Annotated in this window: 12 protein-coding genes; 1 reads left to right on the forward strand and 11 read right to left on the reverse strand. The window is 31.4% G+C overall.

The window, feature by feature from the left end; translation table 11 throughout:
- Positions 1-104: 104 nt before the first annotated feature.
- Entirely contained in the window at positions 105-443 is a 339-nt protein-coding gene (locus M1D66_RS14530; protein WP_212125778.1) for a winged helix-turn-helix transcriptional regulator, read from the reverse strand.
- 350 nt (positions 444-793) lie between these two features.
- Here M1D66_RS14530 and M1D66_RS14535 point away from each other — a divergent pair, with 350 nt between their 5' ends.
- Positions 794-1,510 carry an SDR family oxidoreductase gene (locus M1D66_RS14535; protein WP_048535362.1) on the forward strand — a complete coding sequence of 239 codons (717 nt, stop codon included), beginning with the start codon at positions 794-796 and terminating at the stop codon, positions 1,508-1,510.
- A gap of 276 nt (positions 1,511-1,786) precedes the next feature.
- Here the strand turns inward: M1D66_RS14535 and M1D66_RS14540 are convergent, their stop codons facing one another.
- The 10 genes from M1D66_RS14540 to M1D66_RS14585 all read right to left on the reverse strand — a co-directional run bounded on the left by M1D66_RS14540 (position 1,787) and on the right by M1D66_RS14585 (position 14,779).
- On the reverse strand, positions 1,787-2,596 hold the full coding sequence (locus M1D66_RS14540; RefSeq protein WP_048535360.1) for a MerR family transcriptional regulator: 810 nt from the start codon (positions 2,594-2,596) through the stop codon (positions 1,787-1,789).
- A 115-nt stretch (positions 2,597-2,711) separates the two neighbouring features.
- Entirely contained in the window at positions 2,712-4,163 is a 1,452-nt protein-coding gene (locus M1D66_RS14545) for a serine hydrolase domain-containing protein (RefSeq protein WP_000751427.1), read from the reverse strand.
- Positions 4,163-4,675 (reverse strand): DUF1700 domain-containing protein, encoded by a 513-nt coding sequence (locus tag M1D66_RS14550; protein ID WP_001244707.1) that lies wholly within the window; start codon positions 4,673-4,675, stop codon positions 4,163-4,165. The genes M1D66_RS14545 and M1D66_RS14550 overlap by 1 nt, the downstream gene beginning before the upstream one ends.
- Positions 4,672-5,013 (reverse strand): PadR family transcriptional regulator, encoded by a 342-nt coding sequence (locus tag M1D66_RS14555; protein ID WP_000376286.1) that lies wholly within the window; start codon positions 5,011-5,013, stop codon positions 4,672-4,674. Before M1D66_RS14555 ends, M1D66_RS14550 begins: the two co-directional genes overlap by 4 nt.
- Positions 5,014-5,427: 414 nt before the next feature.
- Positions 5,428-8,598 carry an ATP-binding cassette domain-containing protein gene (locus M1D66_RS14560; protein ID WP_242554551.1) on the reverse strand — a complete coding sequence of 1,057 codons (3,171 nt, stop codon included), beginning with the start codon at positions 8,596-8,598 and terminating at the stop codon, positions 5,428-5,430.
- 79 nt (positions 8,599-8,677) lie between these two features.
- Positions 8,678-9,157: an SRPBCC family protein gene (locus M1D66_RS14565; RefSeq protein WP_000559843.1), complete on the reverse strand. Its 480-nt coding sequence runs from the start codon at positions 9,155-9,157 to the stop codon at positions 8,678-8,680.
- A gap of 240 nt (positions 9,158-9,397) precedes the next feature.
- On the reverse strand, positions 9,398-9,958 hold the full coding sequence (locus M1D66_RS14570) for a class I SAM-dependent methyltransferase (RefSeq protein ID WP_242555031.1): 561 nt from the start codon (positions 9,956-9,958) through the stop codon (positions 9,398-9,400).
- Between the two features lie 159 nt (positions 9,959-10,117).
- A complete protein-coding gene (locus M1D66_RS14575; RefSeq protein WP_242554552.1) occupies positions 10,118-12,073 on the reverse strand; it encodes a SpaA isopeptide-forming pilin-related protein in 1,956 nt (651 codons plus the stop codon).
- Positions 12,074-12,226: 153 nt separating this feature from the next.
- Positions 12,227-13,030 (reverse strand): class C sortase, encoded by an 804-nt coding sequence (locus tag M1D66_RS14580; protein ID WP_086385289.1) that lies wholly within the window; start codon positions 13,028-13,030, stop codon positions 12,227-12,229.
- Positions 13,031-13,117: 87 nt separating this feature from the next.
- Positions 13,118-14,779 carry a SpaA isopeptide-forming pilin-related protein gene (locus M1D66_RS14585; RefSeq protein WP_242554553.1) on the reverse strand — a complete coding sequence of 554 codons (1,662 nt, stop codon included), beginning with the start codon at positions 14,777-14,779 and terminating at the stop codon, positions 13,118-13,120.
- Between the last annotated feature and the right edge of the window lie 177 nt (positions 14,780-14,956).

Consider the following 14,956-nt stretch of genomic DNA (forward strand, 5'->3'; position numbering starts at 1 on the left):
TAAATATGTATAATAACCTACGACACTCCTTAATTATATATTATAAAATACAAATTATTAAAACAACATTTCCCTTCAAACTACAATAAGTTTACATAATATTTTTATGGTTTATCTTTATCTATATGTTCTAAATGCCCTCTTCCCCAACTACACATACTATCCAAAACAATACTGACTGTTTTTCCATGTTCAGTTAAGCTATATTCTACTTTAGGTGGTATTTCTTGATAAATTTCGCGTTTTATTAGTTGATCTTGCTCTAATTCACGTAATTGCTTTGCTAACGTCCCTTGAGATATATCTGGTATTAATCTCTTTAATTCACCAAAACGTTTCGTTCCATCTGTTAGCAAAATAAATAAAATGAGCGGCTTCCATTTCCCACCGATTATTTGTAATGTTGCTATTACCCCTTTTAACTTCGGTTCTTGTAAATCCATTTTTCTCACCTCTCCTCAGATATCATAAAGTGAAACTTTAATCAGTGGGGGTTTTGTTCATCCCACACTGATTATTAGTTGAACCAATCGGGCTTTTACGGGCAGTTGATCTCTTACCTAACTTCCTTGCATTTTCCTAACTTTGAGGTGAGAGTTTTACTGCCCGTTAATGCGGGATAAACAATATGTAGAAATTTTTCGTATTACTTATCCGCATAAATAGCAATTAGTACGAAATTTGCGACTATGTACATATAAAGTGCGTACTTTTCACTTGCTCCCTTTTAGCGAATAATAAAAGCATAGCACAGTTATATTCTAAAGTTTTTTATTAAAGGAGTGGCTAAAATATGTCTATTACTACATTAGAAAATAGCCGTATTGTTATCATTGGCGGGAGTTCTGGTATTGGATTAGCAACAGCAACTCAAGCAATTAAACAAGGCGCACATGTTATTATTGCCGGACGCTCGGAAGAAAAATTAAAAGTTGCTCGAGAAGTAATAAATAACAATCATCTTCAAACTTATATATTGGATAATCAAAATAAAGAGCAATTACAAAATTTTTTCAAGACAGTTGGGAACTTTGATCATTTATTCACACCGGGAGCCTCTTATACACTTGGACCAATTACCTCTACAGAGGAAATTGCTGAAAGTAGCTTCATCGGAAAGTTTTGGCCTCAATATTATGCCGTAAAATATGCAATTCCTTTTCTTTCAAACTCTGGATCGATCGTGTTAATGTCCGGTGCCTTTAGTCAAAGACCACTTAAAGGTGCGCCTGCTTATGGAGCTTGCAATGGTGCTATTGAAAGTTTAGGGAAGGCCTTAGCTGTGGAATTAGCTCCTATTAGAGTTAATGTGGTTTCTCCTGGAACAATACAAAGAGAAAATGAACAAAATGAAAATAGACTAGTTGCTTACGAAGCTTATAAATCTCTTTCACTTGTACAACGAGCTGGATATAATGATGAAATTGCACATACTGTCCTATATTTAATGCAAAATAGTTTTACTACGGGTAATGTATTATTTCCTGATGGAGGGTACACATATCATTAAATTATTTAAGACAAAAGCCCCTTATTACGGTGGCTTTTGTTGCTAATGTAAACATTGCTGAAATTTCCAAAAAGATGGTTGCATTTCTTTATTACCAACAGGTTGTTTTTTAGAAGATTCATTAAAGGAATCCATTATAATTCGCTCATTTTTTACATTTGCAAATAAAATTATGCTAGTAGTTGACGAATCAAATCAAGAAGTAATTTATCTTGATATTTATGGATAAGTTTATAAAGAAAAAAGGCATATAAATAATGCCTTTTTTCTTTATCTTCATTTAACTGGATAACAAACTTCTGTAACCCACTTATTAGGATCGGATTCCATCGCTGGGCTCACATGATAAATATTAAACATCGGGCCTGCTAATTTGTAACCCTCTGTCTCAATCCATTTTGCCGCAGCCTCATTTACAGCTGTCATCTGTTCATAACTTCCATTAACTGTTATAGAAGCTACATTAGTCGATTCCATATTTTTAAATGTAACGTCTTTTGTATTTTCGTGCTTACCTAGAATACTTAGCTGTATTTCTATATCTACATCATTTTCTTTGTATTCACGATCATGGAAAACCGCAATACTATAACTCGGTTGGGCAATACTAATATTTTTCATTTGAATTTCTTGCATTAATACACTCCATAAATCACCTTCGCAATTATACGATGGAATAATCTTTCTAACACTAGCTACAGTTCTTTCTGGAATTTCTTTTATTGAAACATGATAATTCATCTCAACAACATCCTCTCTCATCGTTTTCGTTGAGTCTTCGAGGAGACGTAATTGTTTTTGGAGGTTATTCATGTCTTCTTTAATTTGAGCACTACGATTTAAAAATTGCTCTTTTATGGTATCTATATTATCGCATTCTATTATTTCTTTGATGGTAGCAATATTAAACCCCATAGCTTTTAACGTTTGAATTTGATTTACTTTTTTTAATTGGTCTGCTGAATAAAATCGATATCCACTCTGCTCATCGACTTTTACTGGTTGTAGTAATTCCACTTTATCGTAGTGTCTCAACATTCGTATACTAATGGAAGATAGTTTTGAAAAATCCCCTATTTTAAACATGATTTCCTCCTATAAGTTACATCTACTTTGAAGCTCAACTTTATCTTAAACAATGACATTGTGTGAGGGTCAACTGTTTATAACGTTTGAATTATATTTCTTTAATTATTTACCCTTATACACTCTTCTGTCTTATACCTATAAAGATTGATAATAATCCGTTCACAGCTAATAAAATTACTATAATACTTGTAAGTAAACCTACATCTGCCGCAAATATTTTTATCGTACGCCATGGTGAGCTTGTACAATAAGTAAGAAGTGGGATGAAAATAATAGATAATAGTAGGAATAGAGTCCCTACGAATAACCAAGTTAATTTTTTTACAGTTTTCTTATGTTTATATTTTTTAATTAACATAATTGATGAAATGAAAAGCGCGAGTATAACTGTAGACATAACAATTTGTGTAAATGGTATGCTTTTATGGGGATCAACCGGTTCTTCTTCATTCAAAATATTAATAATCCCCTTTTTTAATACTGAAAGTGCTGGTTCTTCTAATACATGATTTTTATTTGTTAAAATCACACCACCCCAGCCACTTTTATTTAAAGTAAATATTTCTGTACGAGCATCGGGCGTTGATCCTGAATGCCAAATCATCGTTTCGCTTTCATTTATACTTGTTGTTCTTAATCCAAAACCATAGCTTTTTTCTGAATTTATGTTATAAAGTGGTGTAAGATAAAGGTCGATGTTTTCTTTCTTTAAAAATTGAGTATCTTCTTGTCGATTCAAAAACATAATAAATTGAATCATATCTTCCAAATTTGCGGTAATATAACCATACGGTGCCCCGGCATTATCATAGGACACTACACTTTTTCTTGGTATGCCAAACCATGACTGATAACCTGTTAAATAGCCTTTTTCATATGCAGTTTCTTTACTTGCTGCCGCACCATTCATATTTAATAGCTGAAAAACATGTTTTTCCATATATGAGGAATATGTATCATTTGTAATTTCCTCAATAAGTGCACCTAAAACAATATAATTCGCATTACTATATTGATATTTTTCTCCTGGTAGAGCAGTTAATTTTACATTTGAAAGTCTCATTACATTCTCTTTTAATGCTGTAGAACTTTTGGATTGCTTATCTGATATTAATAAGCCTTCATATGTGTTTATTCCGCTTGTATGAGTTAAAAGGTGTTGGATTGTTATAGATGAGGATATTTGAGAATCTTTTAGTTTAAACCAAGGAAGATGTTGTTGAACTGAATCCTCTAATTTTATCTTTTTGTCTTCTATTAATTTCACTATAGCTAAAGCTGTTAAAGATTTGCTTATTGATCCGATTGCAAATGGTGTTTTACTAGTTATTTTTTTTTCAGATTCCCCAGTAATCCCCCACGTTTTAGTGAAGAATACATCTTTATTATGTACAATTGCAACAGCAGCCCCTGGAATATTCTGTTCTTTTATAAATTTTTCAATATACTTATCTAAAGTAGCTTTAATATCTTGCTGAGCATATGATTTTGGATGAATGATACATAATACTATTACATTACAAAGAATATAGATTTGAAATAGTTTATAGATAGTTTTCTTCATTATACTTTAGATAGCTTTCTTTTTTTATAACTTACTAAGCTAATAAACACTACTACAGAGAGCATAAAGCTAATCATTATTAATAAAACGTTCCACCATTGATTCTCTGATATGCGATATAAAATATTATAATTAAATGTATTTTTGCTATTAGTTGAATTAAATGATTCAGTTAAAAATATTGAAAATGTAGTTTGCGAGATGAGGTAAGTAATAAATGCGATGAATATGCCACGTAAGATAAATGTGTTGAATTTTCCTTTTTCATTTTGAAGTTGTTTCATTTTAACTTGTAAATCAATTTCATTTATTTCTATAAAATCTTTAACAAATAATTGAGGGGTACCTAAATCATCTATACTGTCTTCACCATGTTCACGACACTCTTGAATATGTTCTAATATTTGTCGCTTAATATTTTCCCTTTCTTCTAAACTAATATCGTATTGCTTTAATTCCTTAAGTACGTCTCTTAAAAATTGCTTTTCTTTACCTATCAATTTATTCCTCATTTCAGAAGGTCTCCTTTCAAACCGCTTTTTAATAATGTTTGAATGTCCAATTGCAATTCTAACCACTCATTAATTTTCTTCTCAAGACGTATTTTCCCATTTTCATTAATTTCATAATAAATCCTTACTTTACCACTGTCTGTTACCTCTTGATAAGTATTAACCCACTCTTGATTTTTCAACTTAGTTAAAATAGGATAAATACTTCCTACTCCTTTCAATTTTAAATTGTTTATTTCAAGTTCTTTCATAATCTCATAACCATAACTTTTCTTTTTCGACAAAATAGATAATACACACATTTCTAAATGACCTTTAATTAAACTTGTTCTATCCATAGGATAAATTTAACAGAAATATATACTTCATTCAAGTATATATTTCTGTTAAATTTAAAAAATCAGACAATGCAAAATAGATTAACAAACAAAATATATCACTTACGAACCGTTTTCAACCTTAATTTTAGCTTTTATAATATAATAATTACATAATATATTATATCGTTTATCACTATTAGTTTTTTATCTCTCCTTCCATATTGCTTCTTTTCTTATCGAAAAATATTGTATGGAGGCATAAAAATACTAAAAGATCCAATTTCTTAATTTTGATATTAAGAAATTGGATCTTCTTTCATTACCTTCATTACCTTCATTACCTTTATTACCTTCATTACCTTGTATTAATTATACTGCGCTAATATATACATTATAAAGAATATATGTTTTATTAATTTATATTAATAAAATTTACTGATTACTCTCAAGACATTCATAAACCGCCATCATATCTCGTTTATCCAACTCACGTATGCGATTAAAAATTGGTATTTGTCCAACAGCTTCTGTTAATAAGCTTTCATTCACAACATCACTTGCTTTTCCAGTTAACCACGTTTGTACATCCACGCCCTCGACAACTTCTTTTAACCCTTCGTCATTAATACCACTTGCATTACAAGTTACACATGGAATTGTTAGTTTAAAGACACCATCATGTAGATTATCTTCGGTTATCACTTTCTTACCTTTACAAAATGGACATGGATTACTTTTTTTAATTTTATTAATTTGGGTAACTAATTTTTTGTATCCAAATGCTTCGTATACATACGTAAGTTTTTTATATTTACCATTTGTGAAATACTTATCTATAATGGTTTCTCTCGTTTCATAAACATTAGGGAAATCACAAACAGTTACTTGATTATTAACACTAATGGATTCGATATTTCCTTTTATTTCGCCCCAGAATGGTAAGACATTTTGTAACACCATTTCATAGTTTGAAAAGCTTGCTTGTTCTAATTCAAACATCTTCAGTGCAACTTGTGCTTTTCTTGGCAATAAAGAAATATCTTCCGTCAATACCATATCGCCACCAACAATAGACTTCAATTTAACAAGTGCCGGTAAATCACCAACTGTTTTCAATACTTTATTAATAGGCTGATTGATTATTTCACGAATATCTACGTTACCAAATTTAAGTGGTTTATGATGATTTAAAACCGTCCCCTCACAAATTGGACATTTCATCATTTTTTTTGAACTCTTAATTTCTTCTTTAATAGGTGCTTTTGAAATAACAATATATCCACCAATAATTGTATTAAACCCTACCCATGTTCTACGTGTCTTTCCTTTTTTATCATAAAATGATTTTTCAAAATATCCATACCAAAACGTATGCTTTTCTTCTTCTGACATATCATTATAGCTCTTTGACAAATCGTGACCAAGCTCATTTTTTATTTCTTCGAATAGAAATTCTATTTTTTCATGCTGATAAAATTTTAATACCTTCATGATTTCTGGATCGAATAGCCCATCCCAAAATGGAACACTTTTATCTTGAATGGCAATATCTTTATCAAAAACTTCAATTTGAAGACGTCCAGAACAAGATGGACAATGATTGTCCTGTGAATAGAAATCAAAACTTCTCGTATCTTTATTAATTGGATGAGCAGCTACAATATGATTAATTAATCCACCAAGCTCATATAAGAAACTATATTGACTATATAAATGTTTTTCAAGATCAATAGCAATAACAGGTGCGATTGTATCAGATTCATATTCACCATAAATTAACCTAGCCATTGATGATAAACTTTTTAAAATACCGCCCTTATAAACATTTTCGGCATTTTTAAAATAGTTAATATGATTTTCTTCTAAATAGTGAACTCCTTTTTTCTGCTTAAGCATTGAAGAGATATTTATTTTCTCTGTGCTATTCACATTACTTTTTTGACGATAGTAATCCTCATGATTAACAACATCCAAATGCTCTACAGATTCATTCTGCCTTTTTCCAAAATCAACTATATAATCAGAGCTTTCTAACATGTAACGATTATGCTCAATCATAATGATAGAAACTGATTCATCTTGCAGAATACCTCTAATACTATCGATAAATTGATTTAAAATATTTTGTGATAAACCTTTTGAAGGCTCATCAAAAATGAATAATGTATGTGGATTTCTAGTGTTTGCAAATAATTCCGAAACTAAATGAACACATTGAAACTCACCTGTCGATAATGTTTGTGTTTTTCTCTCTAATGTTAAATAGCCAAGTCCTAATTTAATTAGTAGGCTCAAACGTTTATAAGCGATATCTTCATTTGGAAGTTCATCAATAATATCCTCAATCGAGCGCTCAAAAATATCATCAATGTCTTCACTATACTTTGTTAGTTTCTTTTTAATATCTAGGAAAGTTGCTACAGTTGATCGACTTGTAATTGATTGATTTCGGTCTTGTCCCACCATAACTAATTTATCTTTTGGATATCTTTTCAAGAAATCTGTAGCTAGACATTCATTGACAAGTGTAGATTTCCCACATCCTGATTCTCCTGTAACCGTTACAAGCCTGTTTTTAGGAATTCGAAACTCCTCCATTTGGATATTACGGCAATATAAATCATAGAATGTATAATATTCTGTTGGTATTTCTTTATTTCGATCCCACAGTATTGACTTTGGTCTTGGTGATTCTTTCACAATTTTCCCGCCATATTTTCCGCTACCAGGTCCAAAGAACAATTGCTCATCAGTTGTATCTAGTACCGTATCTGAATGATCAATAAGCCAAATTTGATTTTTACGCCCTAATCGTTTAATCTCTTCCAAAATTTCCAATAATGTTTCATGATCAAGTCCAACTGAAATCTCATCAATAATAATTACAGCATTTTCACTTACTGCCATGAATTCAGCCAAATAAAGTCGTGTTAACTCTCCACCTGACAACGTACCCATAATTCGATTTAATGTTAAATAACCAATGTTCATATTAATAATATTTTGCAGTATATGCTGTTTTTCTTCACTAATATTTAATTCTTTTGCTAGTGAAAGAATAGATTCAACACTTAAATCATTAATATTTGAAATTGAATGTGGCTTGGCCAACAAATCAATTTCATGTTTTTCAATTTCTTCACTATAACGTTTTCCCTTACATTTTTTACACTCAACATTTTTTGTAGTACCACGTCCTTTACAACCAGTACACCAGCCTAATTGATTATTAAATGAAAAGACCTCTGGAGAAAGATTAAATACTTCAGCAAGTTTTTCCCGAACCTCTGTAAAAACACCAGTATGAGTACCAATCGTTGAACGCGGATTAGACGAAATCGATGATTTTCCTAGAAAAAGTACTAATGGCATTTCTTCCATCTTAATAGCACTAAAATTTGTTTCCATAATGTTAGGAAATAAATATTGATATTCAGCCTTTGGTAATAAAGAAACTAATCGTTTTTTTGACTCTTCACCAATTGTTTGGCAAAAAGTTGTTTTACCCGATCCAGATAACCCAGCAATTCCAAACGATTTATTAAACGGTATAGTTGCATCTAATTTATTTATGTTATTAGCAATTAATTGATTTACTTTCATATTAACCTCTATTCTTATTTATCCATAAAAGCATTTTTATAATATAATAATTACATAATGAATATTACCTATTATGTAATTATCCTCTCACTTCATGAATCTTACCCTTATATATTTCAAACCATTGTTGCCATTCATCTTTAGAAAATTCTTTCTCTTCTCCTTCTAAAACGCAAGAAAAAAGATTTAAACAAATATGCCAACCAGCTACATCTCTCGGTGTATGATCTGTTAATTCATGAATGTACTCTTTAAGAAGTAAAAGAGTACCATTTTCCTCTTTATGTATTTCAAATCGGACACGGTCTTTATCCCAAGTAAATTCAAGTACTGAGTTTAGTTGACACTCTAAAATATCAATATTTATGAATGAACCGTCCATCATGTCGAACTTTATTATTCCACCAGTTTTAAGGCTTTCAATCTGTAAATTGGACATCCATTTTTTCAGCTTACTGTTTTCTGTTAATACAGACCAAACTTCCTCTACCGTATATGGAAATTCACGTTCAAATTTTACAATATATCCATCAGTTAGTTTCCCAATTTCAGCTATCATTTTGATTGCCTCCTTATATAGAATATATGTTCTTATTTCATTTTACACGAATATAAATATAAAATAAATATTTATGTCAACGAAGTGTTAATTTAAAGCGAATGACGCTGAGAAAAACTTAAATATTTTCTAAATCGAGTTATATAGTATTGAAAATTAAATATAGATTTACGTACAAATAAAAAAGCCGCATTTGCGACTTATGAAATCATAGGATTAACTCCTTTTTTTGTTGAATGATTAGCGCTTAATCGCATCGACAATTAGCGATGGAAAACCAAGTTTATCGCCTTTATTTCTAGAATCATACCTTTTCAAACGGAAAATAACACCGTCGTTTGCATCCCATTCGTTGTAATAAAACCGACCATTTTCATCACAATATTCAAGTAAAACTACCTCGAATCCAGCAGTTTCAAACATTTTCGTTAATATTTTATAATTATGAACGATTTTATGACTTGCTGCTGGATGATCTTTCGGACCGGGGCCCCCTATTTGAACTATATTTTGATATGCCTCATCCTGAAAGAATGCATCAGGGACTCCGCACCGAATATGACCAGATGGTTTTAAAAATTCATAACAAATTTCAGCTGCTCTTACACCTTCTTCAAAAGTAAGGTGTTCCCATACATGCTCAGCTAAAATAGCTGAAATAGAGTTGTATTCAAATCTTTCTTCCCACGTAGCTTTATCTAGTAAATTAAGTTCATCTTCTTGCGTTTGAATCCAACCTGGATTATTATTAAACACTCCAGCTCCGACAACTACTTTAATTTCGTCTTGTTTTATTACCACCATTTTCACCTCTTGAATATTTTAATTCATTAATATATTCTATGTTTACTATTATGCTTCCTCCTTCAACAAATTTAGTAACATGAGTCCAGTACAATACCGAACTCATGCCCTAAAAACTCTCTAACGCAACAATCTGGCTAACTCTATAAAATTAGTTCATAATATACGATTTTTCTTACAGAAATATAGCACACCAAACATTAGCATAATACCAATTACGTAAAAAATTGTTGTTCCCCTCCCACCAGTATTAGGAATTACCCAGTTATTCTTCGCATTTTTCACTGTTATTTTTTGTGTCTTTACTGCTTCTGTAATTTCTATTTCTATTGAATCTCTAAGTAACATGTATCCGTTCGGTGCTTTTATTTCTTTAATCGTATACTTTCCAATTGCTAATTGGTTGGAAATCACCTTTCCTTTTTCATCCGTTATTAATCTACTAACTTCTTTCCCTTCTTTATCTAACACTTGAAATACAGCGCCTTTTAGCTTTAATTCACTATCCATATCATCAACTTTTTCAATTTCAAATTGCCCAGTCGGATCTGGCAATTTCTTATTTCCTATTTTAATTTCTACTACTGTATCTTTTTCTATTTTTACAGCTATTTTATCTTTTAATAATTCATAACCTTTAGGCGCCTCTATTTCCACTACGGTATAGTTTCCTATTGGTAAGTTTTTTGATATTACTTCTCCTTCTTCATTTGTTACTAGTTCTCCAACTACTTTTTTATTTGAATCTTCTATATGAAACTTTGCCCTTGCTAGTTTTTTATTTTTATCACTTATGTCTACTTTCACAAGCTTCATTTTCCCCATTGGATCTGGCAATTTCTTATTTCCTATTTTAATTTCTACTACTGCATCTTTTTCTATTTTTACAGTTATGTTATCTTTTAATAATTCGTAACCTTTAGGTGCTTCTACTTCCACTACGGTATAGTTTCCTATTGGTAAGTCTTTTGATATCGCTTCTCCTTCTTCATTTGTTACTAGTTCTCCAACTATTTTTCCTTTTGAATCTTCAATTTTAAACTTTGCTCCCTCCAATTTTTTATTATCATTATTACTATCAACCTTTTTTATTTTTACTTTTCCTGTACTAGGCTTGTTCCAATGTTTCCAGTTAAATTTGAAATTGTGAAACTCAAATCCACCAGTTTGTTGTACCGCACCGACAAATGCTTGTCCATTAATCGAACCGCCTTTTGTTTCTAATACAGCATTGGGAGCAAACACACTCCCAACAACACCATATCCTTCTGTTGTGATCTTTTTCGCATTAGGAAAAACCCAAATCATTTTACTGTATAGCTCAGTAAATGGTGAATTAGGAGAATAGGGTTGTGATGTGGGAATTATATCCGTAGCCCTTCCAATATTGTTCTTGTCATATAGAATAGCCCCATTTTTAAATGTAACCTCTATCGCATCCGAATACATTACAATAAAATCTTTGTCCTTAGCATTTGGTAAAAATACATCTCTTATATCTAAATTAATTTTTCCTGTCAATTCTGATGAAACATAAATATTAGGATTGTTTATATCTTTTCCGATTCCATGACTCATATTTGGAATTGGGGTATTCGTTTTATATTGACCTGCATTTTTACTGACTTGGTTCACTATATTGCGAAATTCATTAAATTTCGCGTCAATTTCTAGTTTTTCTTTATAAACGATACGATCATAAGAGGATTGTATGATGCGATCTGGATCACTCTCTTTTGTCATTACGACTATTCCGTTTTGAATGATAAAAGATTCTTCTCTTGATTTCTTAAATTTTCCAGACAATAACAAGGACGGATATCCCTCATCACCCCATTTTTCACCTACTATATTAGATGTTCCCGCTGCAGCACCTACAATTGTATACCCCGATGCATCCATATCACCTTGAACTGCAATTGCTCCTTCAATGTCGCCACCTATTGCTTTATGGTTACCAAAGACAACTGCATTATAACGCGATATATCACCTAGACCTTCTAAGTTTGTCGTGGATCCATATGCTTCTTGTGGTACATATACGACAAAACTTACACTTAACATTAACAAAACAATAAAATGAATACTTACCAGCTTTAATCGTAGCCTCAATTCCTTTGTTCCCACCTTTACCGTATTTTTTCTATAGTCGAATAAAATGACATGTTTATCAATGAGGATTTACTTCATTCCCTATATACCTTCTTTACTTATCTCTGAATTTCCAGTCCCAATGTCCATTAATGCAGGATAAATAAATACATTCTATCGAGTTAACCTTTTCTTATAAATTACGACTAGAAACACACATAACAATAGGATTGGAACTATTACAGTCCACTTATTAAATATAAATATCTCTGTAGTCATTTTTTGTTTTTCTTTCTCGTTTAACTCCATACGCACACCTCGAACTAGCAATCTATTGGTGTTTACTCCATAAGGCGTACACGTAATTAAAGTTGTATAATCTTTATTTTGTACAATTTGTAGATCATCCGTTTCGTGTGGTAACACTACTTTAATTTGATCTACTTTATAAGCAAGAACTTTGTCTAAAGAATGAATATAAAAAAGATCTCCTTTGCTCAACTTATCTAAATCTGTAAATAATTTTGCTGATGGTAAACCACGATGCCCTGTTAAAATAGTGTGCGTATTTTCTCCACCTACCGGGAGCGAAGAAAAATCTAAATGACCTATCCCGCGACTCAATACTTCCTCAGAGGTCCCTTGATAGATTGGCAGTTTTATATTAATTTTCGATATTTCAATATACCCCATTACATCTCCTAAATTTAACGCATCAGCATACGCTTGATAATTACTTTTTTTTTCAGAAAATGGATCTGTAAATGTTTTCGCAGAAGTTTGAACTTGTTTATTATATTCGGCTGCTTCTTTTTCCCTACGTTCGACTTCTTTCTTTTGTAATGCTTTAATCTTCTTATCGTAAGAGCTAATCTCAGAATAATGTGCACGGGTCGCCAACCAATTACTAATAGTAGGATATAAAAAAATACCTAATCCAAATAAAAAAATACCTCCCAAAACAAGATTTCGTTTCATATTTCCACCTCTGTATATGCTTAAATATCGAAAAGAGGGAAGCATTTTGCTTCTCCTCTTTTCATATGGTTACATGTTCCTAAAATCTTAATTTCTAACAAACTTTTTTCTAAAGAAAACAAATGCCGCTGTAAGCATTAAAGTAAGGCCTATTACAGTAAAAAGAGTCGTTCCTATACCACCCGTTACCGGAAGAATCCATCCACTTTTATTATTTTCTATCGTTAATTTAACCGTTTGATTATTTTCGCTAATCTTTACATCAATGGGGTCTTTTAATAATTGATAAGAAGCTTTTGTACCATCTTCTTTTGTATATGTTGGTGCTTTCGTTTCAAAAATTTGATAGTCTCCATATGGAATGTTAGACCATTTAATAACACCATTTTCATCTGATACACCTGTTACTTCTTTTCCTGCTACGACAACTATTTTTCCATTATTATCTTTAAGTACAAACTCTGCACCTTTTAATTTATTCTTATTAGCACTATCAATTTTTGTTAACTCAATTATTCCAGTTGTCGGAATAACAACTACAGGTTTAGATTCCTTTTCTCCAATTACATCATTTTTATTTGTAAAATGTATTTTTGCTGTATTTAAAATTTCCGAACCAGATGGTACTCCTTCTTTTACTTGGGATTTAATTTGCAAATGAAATTCGTTTTTACCATCTAATTTTGTGAAATCTTTTACTGTAGCTGTTACTTTTTGACCTTCTATAGCTACCTCAACAACGTTTGCATTTACTTCTGCTCCATCAATTTTCACGATTGGCTTTCCTTGAATCACTAAACGATTATCCAAAGTATCTGTTACCACATATTTTTTGTATTCCTTAATGTCTTCTGGAATTAATGTTTTAATATCATAATTATAATTAGTTAACGGATTTATTGGTAACGCTTCCAATTTTCCGTTAATTTTTTTATCAATTGTTGGTTCTTCATTGTTTTTCACTTCTATTTTAACTACTGTACCAGAAGTAATAGTTCCATCTTCATTAATTGTTCCGGAGTTCTTAACAAAAAACTCACGTTTAGTTGGATCTATTACATAGCCTTTCGGAGCTTTTGTTTCTTGGAAATAGTATTCTCCATACTCCAATCCTTGCACTCGGATATGGCCATTAGCATCTGTTGCTAACTCTTTTTTCACTTCTGTACCGTCTTTTTTAAATAAAGAGAATACTGCACCTGCTAATGCTTTTTCATTTACACCAGTTTTTATTAAATCCACTGCACCACGTTTAATCTCATTTTTGGGATACATGTGAACATCATAGTTTAGCACCTTACCCTCTTTATTCGTTAATGGGATATCCACTGTATACGTATTGGGATTTAGATTCACATGTGGAGGTCCTGCCACTTCTTTCACCTCATAACGTCCTAGCGGAAGATCTTTTAATACAGCTTGTCCGTTATCATCTGTTACTACTTGATTTGGAGTGGCTCCCATTACAGGTTTCACGTCTTCTTTTACGATTTTCCCATCGTTTGAAATTTTTTCAAAAGAAGCAACCCTTTTCACTTCAAACGTTACACCTTTTAATGGTTTCACATCTTTTGGCACCTCTTGATTTGCAGAACCGTCACCTTCTAGTCCCTGCGCTCCATCTTTTTCTTGTTCATACTTATGAATCGTTAAAGTACCTTTAGATGGTGAATCTGCCTTTACTAATACACTAGACCATGTAGAAAATGTTAAGAATAACACTAAAAGCACACTAAATATTTTTTTCATTTCTCTTATCCCCTTTACTACTTCTATCATTTTAAAAATTTCTTTATTACTATTACCTTCTTAAAAGCAATAGTGTGCCAAGTATCAGATTTAAACGAATAACATAAAACATAGTCGTCCAACAATCCATTGTTTACAATCACTTATTCACTTTTCTTATCTTCTATTATTACGTTG

Source organism: Bacillus sp. PK6-16, assembly GCF_056530295.1.

Coding starts and splice junctions, on each gene's coding strand:
- M1D66_RS14565 (WP_000559843.1), bottom strand. CDS start 9,157: ATGATAGCTGAAATTGGGAAACTAACTGATGGATATATTGTAAAATTT.
- M1D66_RS14585 (WP_242554553.1), bottom strand. CDS start 14,779: ATGAAAAAAATATTTAGTGTGCTTTTAGTGTTATTCTTAACATTTTCT.
- M1D66_RS14530 (WP_212125778.1), bottom strand. CDS start 443: ATGGATTTACAAGAACCGAAGTTAAAAGGGGTAATAGCAACATTACAA.
- M1D66_RS14545 (WP_000751427.1), bottom strand. CDS start 4,163: ATGAAGAAAACTATCTATAAACTATTTCAAATCTATATTCTTTGTAAT.
- M1D66_RS14535 (WP_048535362.1), top strand. CDS start 794: ATGTCTATTACTACATTAGAAAATAGCCGTATTGTTATCATTGGCGGG.
- M1D66_RS14580 (WP_086385289.1), bottom strand. CDS start 13,030: ATGAAACGAAATCTTGTTTTGGGAGGTATTTTTTTATTTGGATTAGGT.
- M1D66_RS14540 (WP_048535360.1), bottom strand. CDS start 2,596: ATGTTTAAAATAGGGGATTTTTCAAAACTATCTTCCATTAGTATACGA.
- M1D66_RS14550 (WP_001244707.1), bottom strand. CDS start 4,675: ATGAGGAATAAATTGATAGGTAAAGAAAAGCAATTTTTAAGAGACGTA.
- M1D66_RS14560 (WP_242554551.1), bottom strand. CDS start 8,598: ATGAAAGTAAATCAATTAATTGCTAATAACATAAATAAATTAGATGCA.
- M1D66_RS14555 (WP_000376286.1), bottom strand. CDS start 5,013: ATGGATAGAACAAGTTTAATTAAAGGTCATTTAGAAATGTGTGTATTA.